The organism is Endozoicomonas sp. NE40 (assembly GCF_040549045.1).
GTDB lineage: Bacteria > Pseudomonadota > Gammaproteobacteria > Pseudomonadales > Endozoicomonadaceae > Endozoicomonas_A > Endozoicomonas_A lisbonensis.
In genome coordinates this window covers 92,671-112,285 of the sequence record NZ_JBEWTB010000001.1, presented here as the reverse complement: position 1 = coordinate 112,285, position 19,615 = coordinate 92,671, and the positions used below count along the sequence as shown (strand labels likewise).

16 protein-coding genes are annotated in these 19,615 nt (G+C 48.2%); 9 read left to right on the top strand and 7 right to left on the bottom strand.

The window, feature by feature from the left end:
• The first annotated feature begins 39 nt into the window (after positions 1-39).
• Together V5J35_RS00395 and V5J35_RS00390 are read left to right on the top strand one after the other, a co-directional pair.
• Positions 40-972: a sugar kinase gene (locus tag V5J35_RS00395; RefSeq protein WP_354011690.1), complete on the top strand. Its 933-nt coding sequence runs from the start codon at positions 40-42 to the stop codon at positions 970-972.
• Between the two features lie 24 nt (positions 973-996).
• Complete coding sequence (locus tag V5J35_RS00390; RefSeq protein ID WP_354011689.1) at positions 997-1,623, top strand: bifunctional 4-hydroxy-2-oxoglutarate aldolase/2-dehydro-3-deoxy-phosphogluconate aldolase; 627 nt, start codon at positions 997-999, stop codon at positions 1,621-1,623.
• Between the two features lie 161 nt (positions 1,624-1,784).
• On the opposite strand, the gene uidA (V5J35_RS00385) is transcribed toward V5J35_RS00390, so the two are convergent.
• The 6 genes from uidA (V5J35_RS00385) to V5J35_RS00360 form a co-directional block, all read right to left on the bottom strand.
• Complete coding sequence (gene uidA, locus V5J35_RS00385; RefSeq protein WP_354011688.1) at positions 1,785-3,632, bottom strand: beta-glucuronidase; 1,848 nt, start codon at positions 3,630-3,632, stop codon at positions 1,785-1,787.
• Between the two features lie 388 nt (positions 3,633-4,020).
• Complete coding sequence (locus V5J35_RS00380) at positions 4,021-4,914, bottom strand: OprD family porin (protein WP_354011687.1); 894 nt, start codon at positions 4,912-4,914, stop codon at positions 4,021-4,023.
• A gap of 5 nt (positions 4,915-4,919) precedes the next feature.
• Positions 4,920-5,987 carry an IS4 family transposase gene (locus V5J35_RS00375; protein ID WP_354008024.1) on the bottom strand — a complete coding sequence of 356 codons (1,068 nt, stop codon included), beginning with the start codon at positions 5,985-5,987 and terminating at the stop codon, positions 4,920-4,922.
• 87 nt (positions 5,988-6,074) lie between these two features.
• Entirely contained in the window at positions 6,075-6,491 is a 417-nt protein-coding gene (locus V5J35_RS00370; RefSeq protein ID WP_354011686.1) for an OprD family porin, read from the bottom strand.
• A gap of 223 nt (positions 6,492-6,714) precedes the next feature.
• Complete coding sequence (uidA, locus tag V5J35_RS00365; RefSeq protein WP_354011685.1) at positions 6,715-8,532, bottom strand: beta-glucuronidase; 1,818 nt, start codon at positions 8,530-8,532, stop codon at positions 6,715-6,717.
• A gap of 51 nt (positions 8,533-8,583) precedes the next feature.
• Positions 8,584-9,930, bottom strand: a complete 1,347-nt coding sequence (locus V5J35_RS00360; RefSeq protein WP_354011684.1) for an MFS transporter — start codon at positions 9,928-9,930, stop codon at positions 8,584-8,586.
• 312 nt (positions 9,931-10,242) lie between these two features.
• Here V5J35_RS00360 and V5J35_RS00355 point away from each other — a divergent pair, with 312 nt between their 5' ends.
• From V5J35_RS00355 to V5J35_RS00345, 3 genes are all read left to right on the top strand, one after another.
• Complete coding sequence (locus tag V5J35_RS00355) at positions 10,243-11,724, top strand: mannitol dehydrogenase family protein (RefSeq protein WP_354011683.1); 1,482 nt, start codon at positions 10,243-10,245, stop codon at positions 11,722-11,724.
• 114 nt (positions 11,725-11,838) lie between these two features.
• Positions 11,839-13,035: a mannonate dehydratase gene (uxuA, locus tag V5J35_RS00350; RefSeq protein ID WP_354011682.1), complete on the top strand. Its 1,197-nt coding sequence runs from the start codon at positions 11,839-11,841 to the stop codon at positions 13,033-13,035.
• 135 nt (positions 13,036-13,170) lie between these two features.
• Complete coding sequence (locus V5J35_RS00345) at positions 13,171-13,917, top strand: FCD domain-containing protein (RefSeq protein WP_354011681.1); 747 nt, start codon at positions 13,171-13,173, stop codon at positions 13,915-13,917.
• A 210-nt stretch (positions 13,918-14,127) separates the two neighbouring features.
• Here V5J35_RS00345 and V5J35_RS00340 read toward each other — a convergent pair whose 3' ends face one another.
• Positions 14,128-15,156: a DNA-binding protein gene (locus tag V5J35_RS00340; protein ID WP_354011680.1), complete on the bottom strand. Its 1,029-nt coding sequence runs from the start codon at positions 15,154-15,156 to the stop codon at positions 14,128-14,130.
• A 540-nt stretch (positions 15,157-15,696) separates the two neighbouring features.
• Here V5J35_RS00340 and V5J35_RS00335 point away from each other — a divergent pair.
• The 4 genes from V5J35_RS00335 to V5J35_RS00320 all read left to right on the top strand — a co-directional run bounded on the left by V5J35_RS00335 (position 15,697) and on the right by V5J35_RS00320 (position 19,613).
• Positions 15,697-16,467 carry a hypothetical protein gene (locus tag V5J35_RS00335; RefSeq protein ID WP_354011679.1) on the top strand — a complete coding sequence of 257 codons (771 nt, stop codon included), beginning with the start codon at positions 15,697-15,699 and terminating at the stop codon, positions 16,465-16,467.
• Between the two features lie 106 nt (positions 16,468-16,573).
• The gene (locus V5J35_RS00330; RefSeq protein ID WP_354011678.1) at positions 16,574-17,764 is read left to right on the top strand and encodes a tyrosine-type recombinase/integrase; all 1,191 of its coding nucleotides are present in this window, start codon (positions 16,574-16,576) and stop codon (positions 17,762-17,764) included.
• A gap of 368 nt (positions 17,765-18,132) precedes the next feature.
• Positions 18,133-18,270: a hypothetical protein gene (locus V5J35_RS00325; RefSeq protein WP_354011677.1), complete on the top strand. Its 138-nt coding sequence runs from the start codon at positions 18,133-18,135 to the stop codon at positions 18,268-18,270.
• Between the two features lie 542 nt (positions 18,271-18,812).
• Positions 18,813-19,613: a ParA family protein gene (locus V5J35_RS00320; RefSeq protein WP_354011676.1), complete on the top strand. Its 801-nt coding sequence runs from the start codon at positions 18,813-18,815 to the stop codon at positions 19,611-19,613.
• Positions 19,614-19,615: the final 2 nt, after the last annotated feature.

Sequence of the window (19,615 nt, the reverse complement as noted above, 5' to 3'; positions counted from 1 at the left end):
GACGCCTGTCTGCAGCCCAACCGGAACAACATACAAACCATGACGTACAAAAAAATAGCCTGCCTCGGTGAGTGCATGGTTGAACTCAGCCCGCTGGATAATGATACCTATGCCAGTGGTTTTGCCGGGGACAGCCTTAATACCGCCATTTACCTGCAACGCTCTCTGTTACAAAGACCCTTTAAGACCAGTTACGTAACGGCGCTGGGCGCTGACACCCTGAGCCACAAAATCAGGGCATTTATTGCCTCTGAAACCATTGACACCTCACTGGTCGGTACTGTGCCGGATAAGCATCCCGGCTTGTATAGCATTGAGCTGGATGCTGACGGAGAAAGATCCTTCACCTACTGGCGCGGCGACTCCGCAGCCAGAAAGCTACTGAAAGGCGGTTTAACCGCAGAACAGCAAAGACAGCTGGTTGAGGATTTTGACCTTATTTATTTCTCGGGCATCAGTATTGCCATTCTGGATACTCAGAGCAGACAGAAGCTGCTTAATCTGCTGACGGCTGCCAGGGAACGGGGTACCCGGATTGCTTTTGACAGTAACTATCGCCCAGCTCTGTGGGAATCAGAGGAGGTTGCCAGAGAGGTGATCGACCAGTACCTGACGATCACCGATATTGCCATGGTCACTTTTGATGATGAGCAGAGCCTGAACAGGGACGCTGCACCAGAAGAAACCCTGGCCCGATTAAAGGCAAAGGGTGTCGCTGAAATTGTTGTTAAGAACGGCTCCACTGGCTGCCTGGTTCACAGTGCCGGGTTTGAAGGGCTTGTGGCATCAGAAAAGGTTGAAACTGTCGTTGATACCACGTCAGCCGGTGATGCTTTCAATGCCGGTTATATGGCAGCCAGGCTGTGTGAACAGCCCCCTGAAACCGCAGCCGTTTTTGCTCATCAACTGGCTGGCAGCGTTATACAGCACAAAGGGGCGATCATACCTCTGTCTGAATGTCCGACTATTTAACCAATGAACCGTGAGAGACAAATAATGAACCACAGAGACGTTCTGAACCGGGCCAATCCAGTGATGCCTGTTATGGTGATCGAGCAGATCGAGCAGGCTCTGCCTCTTGCGCAGGCGCTTTATAAAGGCGGCATTGAGGTGTTTGAAATTACACTGCGCAGTGAGTGTGCATTAGAAGCCATTACCCTTATCAAAAAAGAAATGCCTCAGTGTCTGGTGGGAGCCGGAACAGTTTTGAACCCGCAACAGCTTCAACAGGCGAGCGAGGCGGGCTCTGACTTTGTACTGACGCCGGGCCTGACCGAAGCGTTGCTGAAACAATCTAAAGAGGTGGATATACCCTTGATTCCCGGTGTGGCATCCGCCGGTGACGTTATGCTTTCATTGTCGTATGGCATTGACGCTATGAAGCTGTTTCCGGCTACGGTGCTGGGTGGGGAGGCGATGCTTAAGGCGCTTTCCGGGCCATTCGCGGAAGTGACTTTTTGTCCGACAGGTGGAATAAATCCCGATAACTATCAGTCTTTTTTGCAGCTCCCTAATGTTGCTTGCGTAGGCGGTTCATGGATTGCACCGACCTCTTTCGTCAATGAAGGGCGCTGGGAAGACATTACACGTCTAGCTGCGGAGGTGACAGGAAAAGCCTGCTGATTCATTCACTAACAGGCTCTTAATGGATTCCGGGGAGCTGCCATCAATGTGGTTTCCCCGATTGTAAATAATGAGTTCGGTTAACTCCCTGCAAAAATAAAAGCCTGAAGGCACCGACATCCGGAGCTTTCAGGCTTATTGTTTTATGATATTAAGTACGGTTAAGGCTTATGGTTGAAGTCTGCAATTTTTTCCCAGCGAGATTTCAGGTAATGGGCAGACATCTTGGGTTGGCGATTACGAGTGAAGGCACCTTTCTTGTTGCCATCAACTCGCATGATGCCTTCCCAGGTCTGGAAGTCTGCAAAGTTCCACATCTGCTCACCGACCAGTGCCTCGCAGCCATCAAAGGCTTCGTGTTGCTGGTCAAGATATTCAATCTGATATTCTTCGGACCACTGAACGCTTGGCAACTTGTGAACACCTGCCATTGTATCAGCACCATATTCAGTGATCACAATGGGTTTGCCTTCGGTTGACCAGCTGCTCAGTTCAGCAGCAAACGCCTTGCCTGCATTGCGCATTTCATAACCACCCATCATGTACCAGCCATAATAGCGGTTCAGACAGATAACATCGGCATGTTGTGCTGCCTTGCATTTCCCGTGAGGAGCAACCAGTACGTTTACAAATGTCATTGGGCGATTTTGTGGATCCTGGCTACGGGCATAGTCGAAAACTTCACCAAAGTATTCGCCAGCCGCTTCGTGGGTTGTGTCAGGCTCGTTGGAGATAGACCACATCACGACGCACGCATGGTTTTTATCGCGCTGAATCAGCTCTCTAACAGCGTCTTTATGATTTTCCATGCCCTTCGACTTAACCTGATCCAGCTCGAAGAAATTCTGAACCTGATTGCTGCCACCACTACCCAGCATGGCAAATGCACCACCCATATCACCACCAAATGGCAACAGGTTGATCTGACCTACCGCGGGTGTTTCATTAATGACAACCAGACCTTTACGGTCAGCCAGCTGCATAAATTCTTCAGCGTAAGGATAATGAGAGGTACGGATTGAGTTGGCACCAATCCAGTTCAGCAACTCCATGTCGCGCAGATTGACAACTGGATCATAACCTCGACCACGATGGTCTGAATCCTCATGTTTGCCAAAACCTTTAAAGTAAAAAGGTTCGTTATTGATCAGGAATTTGGTACCTTCCACTTTCACAGTACGAATGCCAACTTCGAGAGGATATTGATCAAGAATCTCTCCCTCTTTCTCAATAGTGGCTTCCAGCGTGTAAAGATAGCCTTTCCCTGGCTGCCACAGGTTTACGTTATCAACCTGTAGCTCTCCTTTAGTGCCTTCTCCCTGAGAAACCTGTTTGCCATCAGCGTCATACAATTTGACTGAGAGCAGAGCACCCGCCGGGATATCAGCCTCAATAGTGAAGTCAACTTTACCCTGAGAGCCTTCAAAGTCGGTAAGAACCGTCATGTCGGTAATGCGTTGTTTTGGCAGAGCCAACAACTTAACCGGACGATGCAGGCCTGAGTAGTTAAAGAAATCAAACCACGGCTTAACTTCACGAACACCATCATCGTATTGCTTAACATTACCGCAAGGGATGGTGGTTTCTGACAATTCGTTGTTAACCACAACTACCAGAGTATTTTTCTGGCCAAACTTAACAACATCATTCAGCTTACCCGCAAAAGGCATATAGCCACCTTCGTGACTGGCTACCTCTTCACCATTAACCCAGACAATGGCACGATGAGTGGCTGAGCCAAAGCGAACGAGAACATCCAGATCCTGCCACTCTTTTGGTGCCAGAAATTCAGTCTGGTACCAGACATCACCACAGTGGTCACGCAAAGCTTTATCGGTATAGATATCGTTATAACTGGAAGGAACAGCCATATCGGTTGTATTTGTCAGTCCGTCTTTCCAGCCTTCAGAGCGGCCTTCACTGTCGGTATCAACTTTGAATTTCCACAGGCCACTGATGTCAACGACACGACGTGAAACAGTTTCTTGAGGGTACAGAAAAGCAGTCACAATTATTTCCTTTTACTCTTACATCTACGGTTTGTTTATTTTGGCTATAGTCTGGAAAAATAAGTTGTAGGTCAAGTTGGTTGTACCAGTCTTTCTTTCTATGACTCAACATTTACAAAGGCGAGAGAAAGCAGAATGCAAATGGTTGATTTTCAATCTAAATTGATTGATTTTCAGCAGTTAATTGTAAAAATAACAGCTATTAGAAAGGTCGTGTAAAGCCTATCGATAAAAGGAGAGGTTGTTTATACAATAATCGTGAACTTAGTGTGAGGAGGAAGTTAATGGCAGTCATCCTGTTTATTGCACACAATGCATAATATCAAGATTAACTTAGAGTCGGTTGGACAACTGCCACTGTTTATTGCATATAGAGTTTTCCTGATGATCAGAACAGATTCATTGGGTAGTGTACAGTAAATTTAAGATCGCGATACTTTAGCTTATCACCACGTTTGCTTCCTTTTCGATCTTCTTTTGCTTTGCTGTACATAAACGAAGTTTGCATGCCTTTTAGCTGTCCGCTTTTAATTTCATGCATTAAAATTAGAGTGCCGCCCAGGCCTTTTTGTTCAACCTGTTTGGTGTGATCTTCATATCCATCTGTAACGGTAACAGCAAAACCTGCATTCAGGTCAGGAGTTAACTGATAAAAACTGGCAAGTTGCCATGAATACATATCATGACCGTTACGATCGATGCTCAGATCAAATACATAGCCAAGGTCTGTGTCGATATCGAGTAATGCATTTAGTTTGTTGCCAGCTCGACCCGCTGCTCCCATCAGTGTCAGCTTGTCCTTGATCCAGAACATTTGTCCGGACACAACATAGGTACTGTCTTTGCCGTTATAGCTCTCGGACAGGCTGCGCGAATCACCTTTAGTTTTTGCATAAAAGGCACGCGCATCAGCTTTCATGAAGTTCCCGCCAGGTGTCGACCAGGTGTGACCGCTTTCGATCCAGATTTGGTCGGAGTGCTGATTTTGTGTCTGTAAACCTAATTTGGCGTTTGATTTCTGGTTGTCCCAGACTGCTGCAAAATTGTAGATGGGCTGCTTGTCTATGATTTTCAAATCACCGTCGACTATGCCGTTCAAGCCTGTATTGGTCCAGCTCTTCTTGTAACGACCGGCTTGCTTGGTGCTGTACATACTATACAGATTCAGGTTGTCGAATGTTCCGCGCCACAGCGCGCCTTCGACCATAGATGGCTCAGTTCTGTTCGATGGATCGTCAATCAGGGGAACGGCCTGATCAAGAGTGCCGTAATAAGAGTCCACACTGACTACGGGACAAAAAAGTTCAAAGCCTGTTTAAATCCACGTTTCAATTTATCAGGATTCAGAAGTAGTTCCTGCAGGTACTCCAAGCCTTGATGGAAAATGCTTTCTGCTGGCCATGATGCACCAAAGCGCGTTTTCGCAATTCTTGATGGAGAAATTGCTTGCCTCTTCAACCCTTCGGTGTAGCTCCAGCAGAATGCCAAAGCCAGCAAAGCCGTCAGCTTGTCCGTCCTCTCTGGTGCGGTCAGCCTGCAAGCTTCCATGTCAAACCCTCTGGTTTTAAGGCAACTGAACAGAGACTCGATTTCCCAGCGGCAATGGTAGTCGGGAATAATCGTATCAGGCTTATCCTGGCTGACAACAAAGCAGTAGCCTTTATGGGACAAACTCCCTGCAACATAAAGCTTCAAGCCCCAGATTTTGCAAGGCTTCGAAATTGCGTCCCAAGTGCCAGCCTTCAGTGAACGAAACTGCAACCGCACGGAGATGGCAGAGCTTCCGGGCTTCGCCACTTGTGTATTCTTCTTGATGCGTACTCTGAACAGTATTCCTTGCTCCATGAGCCAGCTTAGCCAGCCATGTCCATGAAACTCCCGGTCTGCAGACAGGCAGGCAACTGGCTGATCCGGAAAAGTTGCCAAAAAGCGTTTCATGAGGGCAATTCTCTGATTCGACTCGGAGCAACCAGCTTTATCAAGGTTGCTCCAGAACAAAGGAATGGCAACACCCTGACAACAAACAGCCAGAACCAGATGGTTAATGTCCTGACTTCCGAGTTTCCAGTTGGTTCTGTCGAGACAGAGAGTCCACTTAGGCTCAAGAGGCACTAACGTGACAATCAAGCGAGCAATAGCGGAGTAGTCCAGTGAGTAGCTTCTGAAAAAACGTTGAATCCGTTTGTAGCTTGAGTCGGGGGAGGCCTCTCTGACAAAGGCGACACGGAGTCTGTATAGAGAGCTGGTTCTGAGTTTGATCAGACCAAGGATAAATTGAGCAATAAATTCACAACGAGCCTTGTTCCAATCGAGATGAACACTAAGCTTGTTCTGGAGTGCTGTGACAGGGTTCATTGGCATCAAAGAAAGTTTGTGTGAGAACTACTCTCTTAGCTCATGCTGCTGACCTTGCCAGCACTCTCCTCAAAAAATGTCCCGTAGTCAGGAGTCCACACCAAATCGTCCAATGCGTAATTGTGCCCAGTCAGCCAGATCCAGATTGACGTTGGCAGCAGCTAGTGTGTAGCTGTCGTGACCATCCAGATAAAAGCGTGTTGCCTTATTTTTATCAGCATCGAGTTTTTCAACGTGATACAACGCGGCATCAATGCTAATTTTGTCATTAATCTTTCCGGAAGAAAAATCAAACAGAAAGCCTTGAACCCAGGCATAAATTTCCGGGCCGTAAGGCATGTCTGCACTTGGGCGGCTTGCATTTCGCAATTCGTTTCTTAATTGCAAATCAAGTGTTGAGTCAGAAATAAAGTCGGCAAAGACAGGTTGAATTCCTCCTCCTATTAATGCCAGTGTAAATGCACTTAGCTTAAAACAATGACTAAGAGTGTTGGCTGTTTTCATGTTGTAATTTTTCCCCGATCAACAAATTAACTCTAATGAGCTTTCTTTAAGGCGAATCAAAGCGGGAAATAATCAAAGTTATTTCCTGGTTGATTTGGTCTAAATGGCATTTAAAAAAACGCCTTTTTGTTCTAATTGACGAGAGGTCCATGCCACCAATGCAGAGATTGTATTGGTGGACTCATTTATTTAAACATCAATCCATGATTGAAGAGTAAAGCAGTTAAGCTTTATAACCAAAGTCATCGATCTTATCCCAGCGACGCTTCAGATGGTGGGCAGACATTTTAGGCTGGCGATCACGGGTAAAGGCACCTTTTTTATTGCCATCTACACGCATGATCCCTTCCCAGGTCTGGAAGTCAGCAAAGTTCCACATCTGTTCACCAACCACCGCAGGGCAGCTGTCAAACGCATAGTGCTGTTGATCCAGATATTCGCACTGATACTCTTCAGACCACTGAACACTTGGGAGCTTATGAATGCCAGCCATGGTGTCAGCACCGTATTCAGTGATAACCACCGGTTTGTTTTCTGTGGCCCAGCCAGCCAGCTCTTTGGCAAACGCTTCGCCAGCATTATCCATCTCGATACCACCCATCATGTACCAGCCGTAATAGCGGTTCAGGCAGATTACATCAGCGTACTGGTGCGCATGGCATTTGCCATAAGGCGCCAGCATGAAGTTAACAAAGGTAAGCGGACGATTCTGTGGGTCGAGATCCCGTGCGTAGGCGAAGACTTCTTTGAAGTAAGCATCGGAAGCTTCCTGAGAGGTGTCAGGCTCGTTAGACAAAGACCACATCACGACACAAGCATGGTTTTTATCACGCTTAAATAATTCTCTGATTGCATCTTTGTGCGCTTCCATCCCTTCGTTCTGAACTTCGGGGCGCTCAAAGAACTTAGACTGGGATTCCCCACCCTGACCAGCCGCCATAAAGTTCATCATAACGTCGAATTGACCAACGGCGGGTGTTTCATTGATAACAACCAGTCCCTTTCGGTCAGCCAACTGCATAAACTCTTCAGAGTAAGGGTAGTGAGAAGTACGAATGGAGTTAGCACCAATCCAGTCCAACAGTTCCATATCGCGCAAATTCAGGGCTGCGTCATAACCACGGCCATGAATATGAGAGTCTTCGTGCTTACCAAACCCTTTGAAGTAGAAGGGTTCGTTGTTAATCAGGAACCGGGTTCCTTCTACCTTGACCGTACGAACACCCACTTCAACTGGATACTGATCCTGTAACTGGCCAGCTTCACTCAGGCTGACCTGCAGCGTATAAAGGTAAGCATTGCCCGGCTGCCACAGTTTCACGTTATCAATTGTCAGACTGCCCTCACTGCCTTCACCGGCAGCAACCAGCTTGCCAGCCTCGTCGAACAACTCTACAGAAACATCGCCAGCGCCCAGGGCTGAGACTGCATAGCCCACCTTACCCAAAGACTGATCAAAGTCCGTTAAAACGTTGATATCATCAATACGCTGTTTTGGCAGAGCCATCAGTTTTACTGCGCGATGAATACCAGCATAGTTGAAGAAGTCAAAGAACGGTTTAACTTCTCGCGTCCCATTGGCATGAGTCACAATGTCACCGCACGGAATAGTCTTACGGCTCAGCTCATTATTGACCACGACAACCATGGTATTTTTTTCACCAAACTTAACAACGTCGTTAAGTTTTCCGGCAAATGGCATGTAGCCACCGTCGTGACTGACTACTTCCTGACCATTCACATAAACAATGGCTCGATGGGTGGCACTACCAAAACGAACATAAACCTCTTTTTCCTGCCATTCTTCGGCAATATAAAAGTCAGTCTCATACCAGACATCGCCACAATGATCTCTAAAGGCTTTTTCGGTACTGATATCGTTATAGCTGGCTGGCACCGCCATCAATGTGGTGTCAGATAATCCGTCTTTCCAATGGTTGTCACGCCCTTCGTTGTTCTTATCCAGCTTAAATTTCCAAACGCCACTGATATCTATAATGCGACGTGTTTTTGTTTCGTGAGGATAAAGAAATGCTGTCATGATTTACTCCGGTTAATTCGGTACTGATTAATTAACAATTAATGAATTCCGTCAGGAAGCCACAGGCTCAGGTGTTGTTTGATTGTTTTCCTTCGTTCTTGAGTCCAGAGTCCACATGAACTGGTATAAGAAGAAGCAGATAAACATAGCAATGGCAGGCATCAGGAACATAATGCCCTTGATTCCTGACAGGGTGAAAGAAGACTGAATCTCAAGTGCTGCATCGTATCCGACCAGGCTAAGCCCCATACCGGCAATAAAGCCTGCTATAGCCTGCCCCATTTTACGCATGAACGAATAAGAGGAATAAATGATACCTTCCTGACGCTGACCCGATATCTCATAGTTATGATCAATACAGTCTGCCACGTTCGCCCAGATAAGAACGTTAGGTATCATTACAAAGGGCATACCCAGAACGTAGAAAAACAACGTACTGTAAATTGAGGTGGGTAACAAAAAGGTGATCAGTGCAAAAATGCCAGCAATCAGAAAGCTGGTCGTCATGATTTTTTTAACACCAAACTTTTCAGCGACTTTACCAATGGATGAGCCCACGATGACAACCGTAACTACCTGCAAAACGGCTGTCAGGCTGATCATCCAGAGTGCTCCGTCAAGGCTGAGGGAGAGATAATAATAGAAAACAGCGCCTTGTCCCATCATGGCAGTGAGGAGAAAAAGAGACGAGATGCTGACACACAGGAACGGCTTGTTGCGACCCAGCGTATTCAGTGTATCTTTCAGAGAAAATTTAGTATCACAAGAGGAGGCCTCATGCTTAATATGCTCTTGCGTAAACCGGTAGGCCAGCAAATAACATACAACAGACAGCGCCCCGAGAATAATCATACTGTAAAGGTAAGCTTTACTCAGGTCATCAGCAAAAATGGACAGCATGAAAGGCACAAGAATGTTGCAGGCGATGGAACCACTGACCCCCCCCATGGCCCGCGCACCTGACAGTGACGCTCTTTCACCCGGGTCCTGCGTCATGACAGTAGCAAGCGATCCGTAAGGGATGTTAATAAAGGTGTAACACATACCCCAGATAATGTAAGTGACGTAGGCCCATACCAGTTTCTGTGTAGCCGTTAATGATTCCGGAGCCCAAAACACAAGGATACCGGATACCAGCAACAGCCAGCTTCCCCGCAAAAGAAACGGCCGAAACTTATCGCCAACCCCATTGTGCTTTTGAAACAGCTTATCGCAGAAAGCCCCCATCATCGGGTCATTAACGGCATCCCAGATTCGTGCAACGAGAAACAGGGTACCTGCTGCGGCGGCTGAAATACCCAGCACATCTGTGTAATACGCCAGCAGAAACATAGACGTCATACCAAATGACAGCGTATTCGCCACATCCCCCAAACCATAGCCAATCCTGTTGGCCATCGTTAGCACCTTTGACATGAACCCTCCTATAAAAGCACTAGAAAAACTTACTGTTTGAATACTTAATGGACATTTACCTGAGATGTTTTAAATCCTATACCTACTAGTAAGACCAATTATTGATATTGGTCATATTTGTGTAACAAAGTTGTTCCTTTTTAATTAGTCTTTCTTGATATTGGTACAACCAAACTGATACTTTTTATGTGGGATTTGCAGACAGCTATCGCTTTGACTATCACTTTGACGTTATTCCAAAACAGATTAGCCTGAGCGAATAGCCGAGAAACCGGAAACGAAGCAAAAAACATTATGACCATTAGCAAACACTATCAAAACGACCTGATACAGCCCAACGGCTACGATGCAAAGGAAATCTCTACTGGTATCGTGCACATTGGCCTGGGTGCTTTCCACCGCGCTCATCAGGCTCTGTACACTCATGAAACCATTGCGGCGACCGGTGAATTTAGCTGGGGTATTTGTGCCGCTAATATCCTCGGAGGTCAGGACCTTGTCCATGAATTGGCTCAACAGGATAACGCTTACACCGTGACTGAAATGAATCCTGATGGCAGCCGGACGGTTAAGCTGGCAACGGCTATTCATAAATCCCTGGCCGTAGAAGAAGATCGTCGTCCTTTACTGGAGGTTATGGAACAGGAATCTACCCGTATTGTTTCCCTGACCATAACCGAGAAAGGCTACTGTCTGAACCCCGCCACCGGACAGTTAATGAAAGACAGTCCGCTGATCGATCATGACCTGAATAACCCGGAGCATCCCCGCTCTGCTCTGGGGTTGATTGTCACCGCCCTGGCTCGCCGCAAGCAGGCCGGACTGAAACCGTTCACGGTGATGAGCTGCGATAATGTGCCGGATAACGGCAAGCGCGCTCGTGAGGCGGTTATCCAGATGGCTGAGGCCATGAACCCGCAGCTGGCACTGTGGATTAGTGAAGAGGTGGCATTCCCATGCACGATGGTTGACCGTATCGTACCTGCCATGACACCGCAGAATTTTGCGGAGGTACAGGAGCGACTGGGTGTTGAAGACAAAGGCGCCATTGTCACTGAAGCTTTCCGGCAGTGGGTTATTGAAGACCATTTCACAATGGGACGACCCGACTGGGACCAGGTAGACGGCGCTCGTTTTGTAAAAGATGTCCAACCATACGAAGACATGAAGCTTCGCATGCTCAATGGCAGTCATTCTATTCTGGCTTACCTTGGCTATCTGGCAGGTTACGAAACCATTGATGCCTGCATGCAGGACGACAACTATTTAAACGTCACTCGCCATTACATGAACGAAGAGGCGGCAGCAACTTTAAATATGCCGGAAAAGACCGACCTTGCCGGTTACGCGGAACTGCTGATTGAGCGCTTCACCAACCCGGGACTGAAACACCGTACCTGGCAGATTGCCATGGACGGCTCGCAGAAAGTTCCCCAGCGCTGGCTGAACTCTGCCCGGACCCTGCTGGCTGAAGGTAAGTCGCTGGCTTGTATTGCCCTGGGCATTGCGGGCTGGATTCGTTACGCCGGTGCCATTGACGAGCAGGGCCAGGCCATTGAAGTGTTTGACCCTATGGCTGTGGAACTGAAAGCCCTGGCCGACCGTCACCGGAATGACCCTGAAGCCATGGTGGCAGCATTCATGGGGTTAGAGCAGGTGATTGATCCGGCACTTGCCGCCAATACAACATTTATTGCAGCGGTTACTGATGCTTATCAGCGATTGCTTGCCAAAGGTGCCAGGCTGGCAATGGCTGAACTGGCAGCCACTCTGTAACCGCTTTAAAAAGCCAGTTTAAGAAATATGGCTTTCGTTATTACACACCATTGCGAAATGAACAGATCATCAGGTCTGCAAAGCAGAACCTGATGGGTTCTAAGGAAAATTAAAATGGAACAAACATGGCGTTGGTACGGACCGAATGATCCGATCACTATTAAAGACATCCTTCAGACCGGTGCCACGGGCATTGTAACGGCACTGCATCATATTCCTAATGGCGAAGCCTGGTCCGTTGAAGAGATTGAAAAGCGCAAACGTGAAATTGAATGGGACGAAGAAAAAAACAAGCCAACCGGGTTGCGCTGGTCAGTGGTAGAAAGCGTCCCGGTTTCTGAAGATATAAAGAAACGTTCCGGAGATTATGAGCGTCACCTTGCAAACTATTGCACGACCCTGATGAATCTGGGCCGGTGTGGCGTTAACGTTGTCTGTTACAACTTTATGCCCATTCTTGACTGGACCCGTACCGACCTGTCTTTTGAAGTAGAAGACGGAAGCCGTGCGCTTCGTTTTGACAAATATGAGTTTGCAGCCTTTGAACTGTTCGTGCTGAAACGCCCCGGCGCTGAAAACGACTACACCGGACAGGAACAGGAAATCGCCCGGACCCGCTTCGAAACCATGACAGAAGACGACATTCAGCGTCTGACCAGAAACCTGATCGCCGGGCTGCCGGGGGCGGAAGAAGGCTATACCCTGAAACAGCTTCAGGAGGCTTTAGACAGCTATGGTGATATTGACGCGGAACAGCTGCGACAGCATTTATTTGCCTTCCTGCGTGAGGTAGTGCCTGCCGCAGAAGCAGCTGGAGTAAGACTGTGTATCCACCCTGATGACCCACCCTGGGGGATTCTGGGCTTACCACGTGTCGCCAGTACAGAAGAAGACTTTGTGAAAATTACCCGGGCCGTTGACAGTATCGCCAACGGCATCACCTTCTGCACCGGCTCACTGAGTCCCCGTGACGATAACGACCTCCCGGGCATTATTGAGCGCCTTGGTGACCGTATACATTTTGTCCATCTGCGCAGCGTAGAGCGTGAGGCAGATGGCAGTTTTTATGAAGCCAACCACCTTGAAGGCATGGCGGGTTTATATGACGTAACACGTGCGCTTATTCTTGAGCAACGTCGTCGTGTTCAGGCAGGCAGAACAGACTGCGCGATTCCAATGCGCCCTGACCATGGCCATCAAATGCTGGACGATTTGAACAAAGTCACCAATCCCGGCTACTCATGCATTGGGCGTATGCGCGGACTGGCTGAGCTGCGTGGCTTGATGCTGGGTATTGAAAACTCAATCTGACGACTGACTTCTCTGAGGAAGATGGAGATATTGGCATGACCAATTTCTCCATCTGTCACCAACCTTTCCGGATTTCATGTTAAAGTACCTCACCTGATACACACACACTCCTTTTGAGATTTACGGAGACCACTGATGTTGGGAACCCTCGAACCCAAGCGTCTATACCAGAAAATAGGTCGTGATATTCGCCAGCAGATCATTGATGGAGACTTCCCTGTTGGCAGTCGTCTACCAGCAGAACGTGACATCGCAGAAAAGATGGCTGTGAGCCGGACCATTGTGCGTGAAGCTCTGATCATGCTGGAACTGGAAGGCCTGATTGAAGTCCGAAAAGGGTCAGGTATCCATGTGATATCAAACGGTGATGTCATTGCCGCCAATGACCAGACGCTGGAAAATGATGTCGGGCCTTTTGAGCTATTGCAGGCCAGACAGCTTATTGAAAGCAATATCGCTGCTTTTGCAGCCACGCAGGTTAACAAAAGCAACCTGCAAAGCATGAGGGCTGCCCTGGAACTGGAACAGGAGGAGCTTCGTTCCGGCTTGTCATCCCGGGGCGACGAGATGTTTCACATTGCTGTTGCCGAGGCGACACAGAACTCTGTGCTGGTTTCTTTGACTCAGGAACTCTGGCGTATCCGTGAGAACAGCCCCATGTGGAAACGCCTTCACGACTGGATTGAGAAAATTGACTATCTGGAAGACTGGGTTGAGGACCACAAAAAAGTCATTGAGGCTCTGGCCAGCAAAAACCCGGAAGCAGCACGACAGGCCATGTGGCAGCATCTGGAAAATGTGAAAAACACGTTGCTGCGGGTATCTGACAGTGCGGAAGATACATTTGACCGATACCTGTTTGATTACAGTCCGGCTGTTTAATACTTGAGTGTATGAGGTTGAGGAGGGGTAGTGATTTGCCTTTCTTGAACATGCAAGGGATTGCAGCAATTGACATGGACGAAACTGAGCATGACGACCATGTTCAAGCCAAAACAACTATTTTGCCCTTTATTTCATTGCTAAGCGTTCTGCTTATAACTGCAAACAGTTTCTGTCCCTGACTGGTGGAAGCACATAATGTACTCTTTGTCATGGCTCTTGATAGTCCGGCTGATCATCCGTTGCCGCCACCTGCTGCTGAACAAAATCCAGCCGGGCTTTCAGCTCGCCGCTCTCTTTATAAAGCCGCTTGTTTTCCTGTTTCAGTTCACCGGTTTCAATGGATAATTCCCGGATACGCGCCAGTGCGGCTTTCAGCTCGGTGTCTGCCTTAACCAGCGTTTCAATACGCTCTGCCTGTTCCCGGTTCTTCTTTGACAGCCGTTCCAGCTGGGTGGAGCGGTCATCTATCCGGCTTTGCAGACCGGCGACGGTGGTTTCCAGTTTACGGATCTTGTTTTCGGTGTTCTGCCGTTCTGTCGCAAAGGCTGCGGTCGCTTCCTGCAGGGACTGCTCAGTTTCCGCTTTATCCGCCGTTAATGATTCAATCTCTGTCGTCTGTTTTTCAATGGTTTCCCGGGTCTGGTCTTTCTCCTGATAATAACGTTCATTCAGTGCCTGATACTCCTGGTTAAGGTCTTTAACCGTTCGTTCAGAGTCCAACAGGCGTTCGGCACCCGCTTCAAGTTTGTCCTGCATGGCAAAAAGACGCTGGTCTTTTATACGCAGGTCTTCGGCCTGACGTTCAGTGAGTTGTTCAAGTCGCTGTTTTTCTGTTGAGAGGGCTTTGGTTTCGTGAACCAGCTGCCAGTAACGGGACTCCAGCTCAGACAGCTGTTGTTCAGAGGCTTCCCTGTCAGCCTGTGCAGCCTGTTGTGCCTGTTCGATTTTTTCATCGGCCAGCTGCGATACAGCACTCCAGAGTTCAGCGCCGGTTTGTTTAACCAGCTGTTCCACCGTTGCCATCACTGGTTCAGGCAGCTCGGAAGGTATGGCGTATACGGGTTTGCGTGCCTGTCGACGATCACGAAGAACGGGCGATACATATTCAAAGGAGCCACCGCCCATAAACTGAATAACGGACTTGATGGTGACTTTCTGTCCTTCCGCTTCCAGGGCGTCGGCTGCCGCCATGATGTCCTGTCGTTTTTCATCCGAAATGGTGAATTTTTTTGTCATGGCGAAGTCTCTGTTGTGGCTATGGAAAATTGACTGTCGGTGGTCTTTTAATATCGTATTATTTATGCGCTACGAAGTATACAGAAAATACGAAATATACGAATTATAGAAATTGACATTAGTCCTGTAATGTCAATTAATGGTATAAAACAAGCCACTCTTAAAACGGTTAATGACAGACATTACAGAGGAACTCTGGCACATGCTCGACGCACGTTCACTCATGAGTGAAAAGGCTAAGAACAATGCGCCCTCACCTGCCCTGACTGAAGCCCACTGATTAACTCGAACGGATCAACAGGCGCTTATGGCACCAGTCAGACTTTTCTGATGGTGCAGCTTTAGTACTGAATGGTTTAAGTCAAAACGGCTTATGGCGTTTTTGCATGAGTGGTCTATCTTTCCAACCCGAAAGCCACTATCTGGAAACCACTGTACGTCATGAGCCTTGCTTCTAATAAGTCTGTAAGATCGTTCGTTCTCTGCGCGCTTTGTTTTTATAATGGCTCTGGCCATGCCCGGTTCTCTGGTGCTATGTTGATGACCGGAACTCCGGGGGGTGACTACCTTATCCAGCGCAAACCAATTCATCTGCCCGGAATGCAGTATCCAAATGGTGGTGTTAGCAGTGAAAGACCTGAGCCTGCCGGGAGCATGGTGAACCCACAGGGCGCTGCCAGGAAAACTGAACCTGAAAAAAAATCCCTTCAGGATCTCTGTGAAGACTTACTTAAGAATCCGGCTCATGCATGGGTTAAAAGACGTGAAGATTACCGGCGCATAGTTGAGGCAGCCCTGAAAAACAGTTATGACACAGAAACCGGGAGGGCTACATGGCTCAGTTACTTTACAAGAGGGCTGGTTGACCACGCAGTTAGCGAGTCGACGGAATATACCGCTATTGCGGGTCACCTGAAACACTCTGACGCCGGCAACTTGTTACTGATAGCAAATAATTTTATCCAGAAGCAGCGTTTTGAAGAGGTTCAGGTTCGTCTGGGTCAGCACAACCCTGTTCAGAAATTTCGATTTAAAACATGGAAGGCAACTGCACCAACTCTCAAAGAGGTAACAAGTAAAATTCCCGAAGATATTCTTCAGTTTATTTGTGAACTGGCCCGGGGAGAACCCAGTCAACAACAGCTTAAAAAACTATTCGAGAGCGCTATTGCACCAGCAAACAGTGATCTTAGCGATTTTTCTTCCGAAAATATCGAGAGCCTGCAGGGCGTATACAGCGAGATTAAATACCTGGGCCTTCTTCCAGATGATATTCTTGCCTACTTTTACGCTTTCTTTGCCCGTTTTTAAAACAGGAGCCCTGCCCCTGACGGTCGGAATGATAGAGCAACATAGCTTTACAGCAAAACCGCCACTCCGGTAATGTGGGTAGCCAGAGCCCAATATTGTACACGCCATGAACCGTCAGGAACTTATTCCCACATCCCCGCTGGAGCACCATGATGCGCCCTCACCTGCCCTGATTGATGCCCGCACCGATCAACAGGCGGTGCAGGCGTTTCTGGATCAGCAGACCACATCCGGTTCGGCGCGCTTTGCGCCGACGACCCGTTCCAATTACGAAAAAGAGTTCAGACGACTGCTGTGGTACACCGCCAGCCTGAATAAATCGTTCAGCCAGCTTAACCTGGAGGATGCCAGAGGGTTTGTGGCGATGCTTAACCACCCTCCCCTGTCGATGGTGGGCTTGTCCAAGCGGCCTTATGGTGCGCCGGACTGGAAACCCTTTGTGGTGAAAAAAAACTGGGCAGAAGGCGATCCGGTGTTGTCGCCAGCCAGTATTCACTTGTCGATCACCACCATCAAAGGCTTATTTAACTGGCTCCAGAGTGTCGGTTATGTGTCGCTTAACCCTTTCGTGATGATGAAGACCAGTCATCAGGAACGGCGGCTGGATGACTTTAAGCGCAAAAGCAGAGCGTTACTGATTCAGGATATTCGTCATATTTTTCAGACACTCGCTCAGGATGAACAGCGCCATCAGGGCAACGAACAGGGAACGCGGAAGGTTCAGCGGGAAAAGTGGCTGTTTCATGCCTACCTTTATTCCGGCCTGCGCCTGTCGGAACTGATTCGTAACAATACGTCGTCGTTACAGTCCATGACCATTGCCAATAAGGCGCTTTGGAAAATGAATGTGATCGGCAAAGGCGGCAAGCCGGCGGAGTTACCCGTACCCAAACCGTTTATGGAAGCGCTCTACCAGTACCGTGTCAGTCTGGGCAAGCCCCCTGCCCCGTCGCCCCTGGTGCCTGAACCATTTTTTTTCAGCCTCTCTGGTAAAAAGCCGTTGACCAGCCGGGCCAGTCTGCACGACATCTTTAAAGGTATGATGGAGCGCGTCGCCCTCACCCTTGAAACTCAGGGAAAACTGACCGATGCCGCCCGTATCCGCGCCAGTTCGGTACACTGGCTGCGGCACAGCTTTGTCACCATCGGTGTTGAACTGACTAACGATGTGGCTGCGATGTCGGAGCTGGCGAGGCACTCCGATATTAAAACGACCATGGGATACAATCACCAGCAGCTGTCCAGACTGGCGGATACGGTGGAGTCGATTTCAAGGCATATTGAGGACAGCGTATAGGCGTAGCCACTTCAGCAGCCTATGTGGCCCTGTGCGATAAGGGGGAATGATACCACTCCCACCACTCATTCGTGGGTGTTCCCGCAGAGTCAGTCATTCGTATAAAGCGCATTTTGCCAACACACAATTTTTGAGACCACAGTGTCGGCAACTCTGTATGGTCAGAATTGAAAATCAACTTACCTTCGCACTCCCACTGCAAGGATTTGATGCTGGTCATCAGGCTATACAGATGCATTCTGCAGTGTATCTTAAACCATGGATCGCACACCCAGAAATTGTTGCTGTCAAACTGATGGAACTCATGTGCTTCTAAATCATTAAAGCTGGCTATATCAGCCAGCACTAAAAACTGATGGGTATGGTGAATGACAAGCCATATGTTGGGTATGTGTAAATCAACACCATTCCTGATCGCTATCATGGAATATTCAAAGCAGTTTCCAGACCTTCCCTCAGGGGATGCCAAAGCCAGAATATCCAGTAACTCTCTGGTCGTACAATGATTGCTTAAAACGGATATCCAGTCGTTAGCCTCAACGCTGTTCTCATTACGCCTTTGCCTTCTCCCCGGACTGGCGCTACCCCCGGACGGTGAAAAAACTTTATTTCCTGACTTTAGCGAACCTTTAAAAAACGTCCGGCTATACATTAACAGTTTCCATGCATTTTCCATCTCATTCATAACCTTCATACTCCAACAGTAGTGCTGCAGTTCTGGGTACAGCAGCAAGAGTTATGAAGGTTGTCTGACTGAGAGATCAGTTTCTGGTCGCCGGAACTGACTCTGGCGTAACCCATTTTCATAGGAATCGGACAACGTGTAGGCTTTCTCGATAAAAAGTAGACAAAAAGTCTATGGACGGCAAAACGAACGCTTTTTCTTTTCCCGGAACTAAAAAACGTGTCACGTGACACGATAACCAATAACAGACATACTGTTTATTCAGTCACACGGCTTGTCCGGATCAACACTTGCTCAGATAAACACTTGTTCAGATAAATAATAGTTTTCACTCATGAGTGAAAATGGAGAAAGGATGACGACATGACGGCAAAAATACTGGCAGTCACTAACCAGAAAGGCGGCGTTGGTAAAACAACCTCTTCGTGCAACGTGGCTAAAGAGCTGTGCAGTCGCAACAAACGGGTGCTTCTGGTGGATAATGACCCCCAGGGCAATCAGACCAAACTGATCTTTGGTGATGATATTCCGGAAGAGATCTTTTATATCGACGACCAGGGTAAATCCCGTTCCGGCCCGGCCAACAGCTACACGCTGTATGAAGAAGGCCGGGAGGTGGAACCTTACCGGGTCTCTGACTACCTCTCCATTTTTGGCACCAACAAAAAGCTGGCCGGTATGAACAGCGAAGACGTTATAGAAGTCGGGATTCCCTTTAAGGAAAAGCTGACGGACATTGCACAACAGTTTGACTACATCATTATCGACTGTCTGCCAGGCTGGGGAACTCTGTTGAATTCTGCCCTGCTGACCTCGGATTATGTGTTGATTCCTACCGAACTGGACGGGTTTGCGGTAGATGGCATTGCCCAGCTTTATAAGACCGTTGGTTCAGTGAAAAAACACCTGAACCCCGGTTTGCAGGTACTGGGTATTTTTGCCAATAAAGTAGACGGCCGTCGTGTTCAGGTACAGCGCCATTATAAACAGGATATTCGTGAACGCTTTGGTGATGCGATGCTGGAACATGAAATAACGGCCTCGGTGAAAGTGGCGGAAGCCAATGCCCTGAACCAGTCTGTGGCGGAATATATGCCAACCCTGACGCAAACCCATCAGTATCAGCGGTTAGCCACTGAGATTCTGGAACGGATGGAGGGCTGACC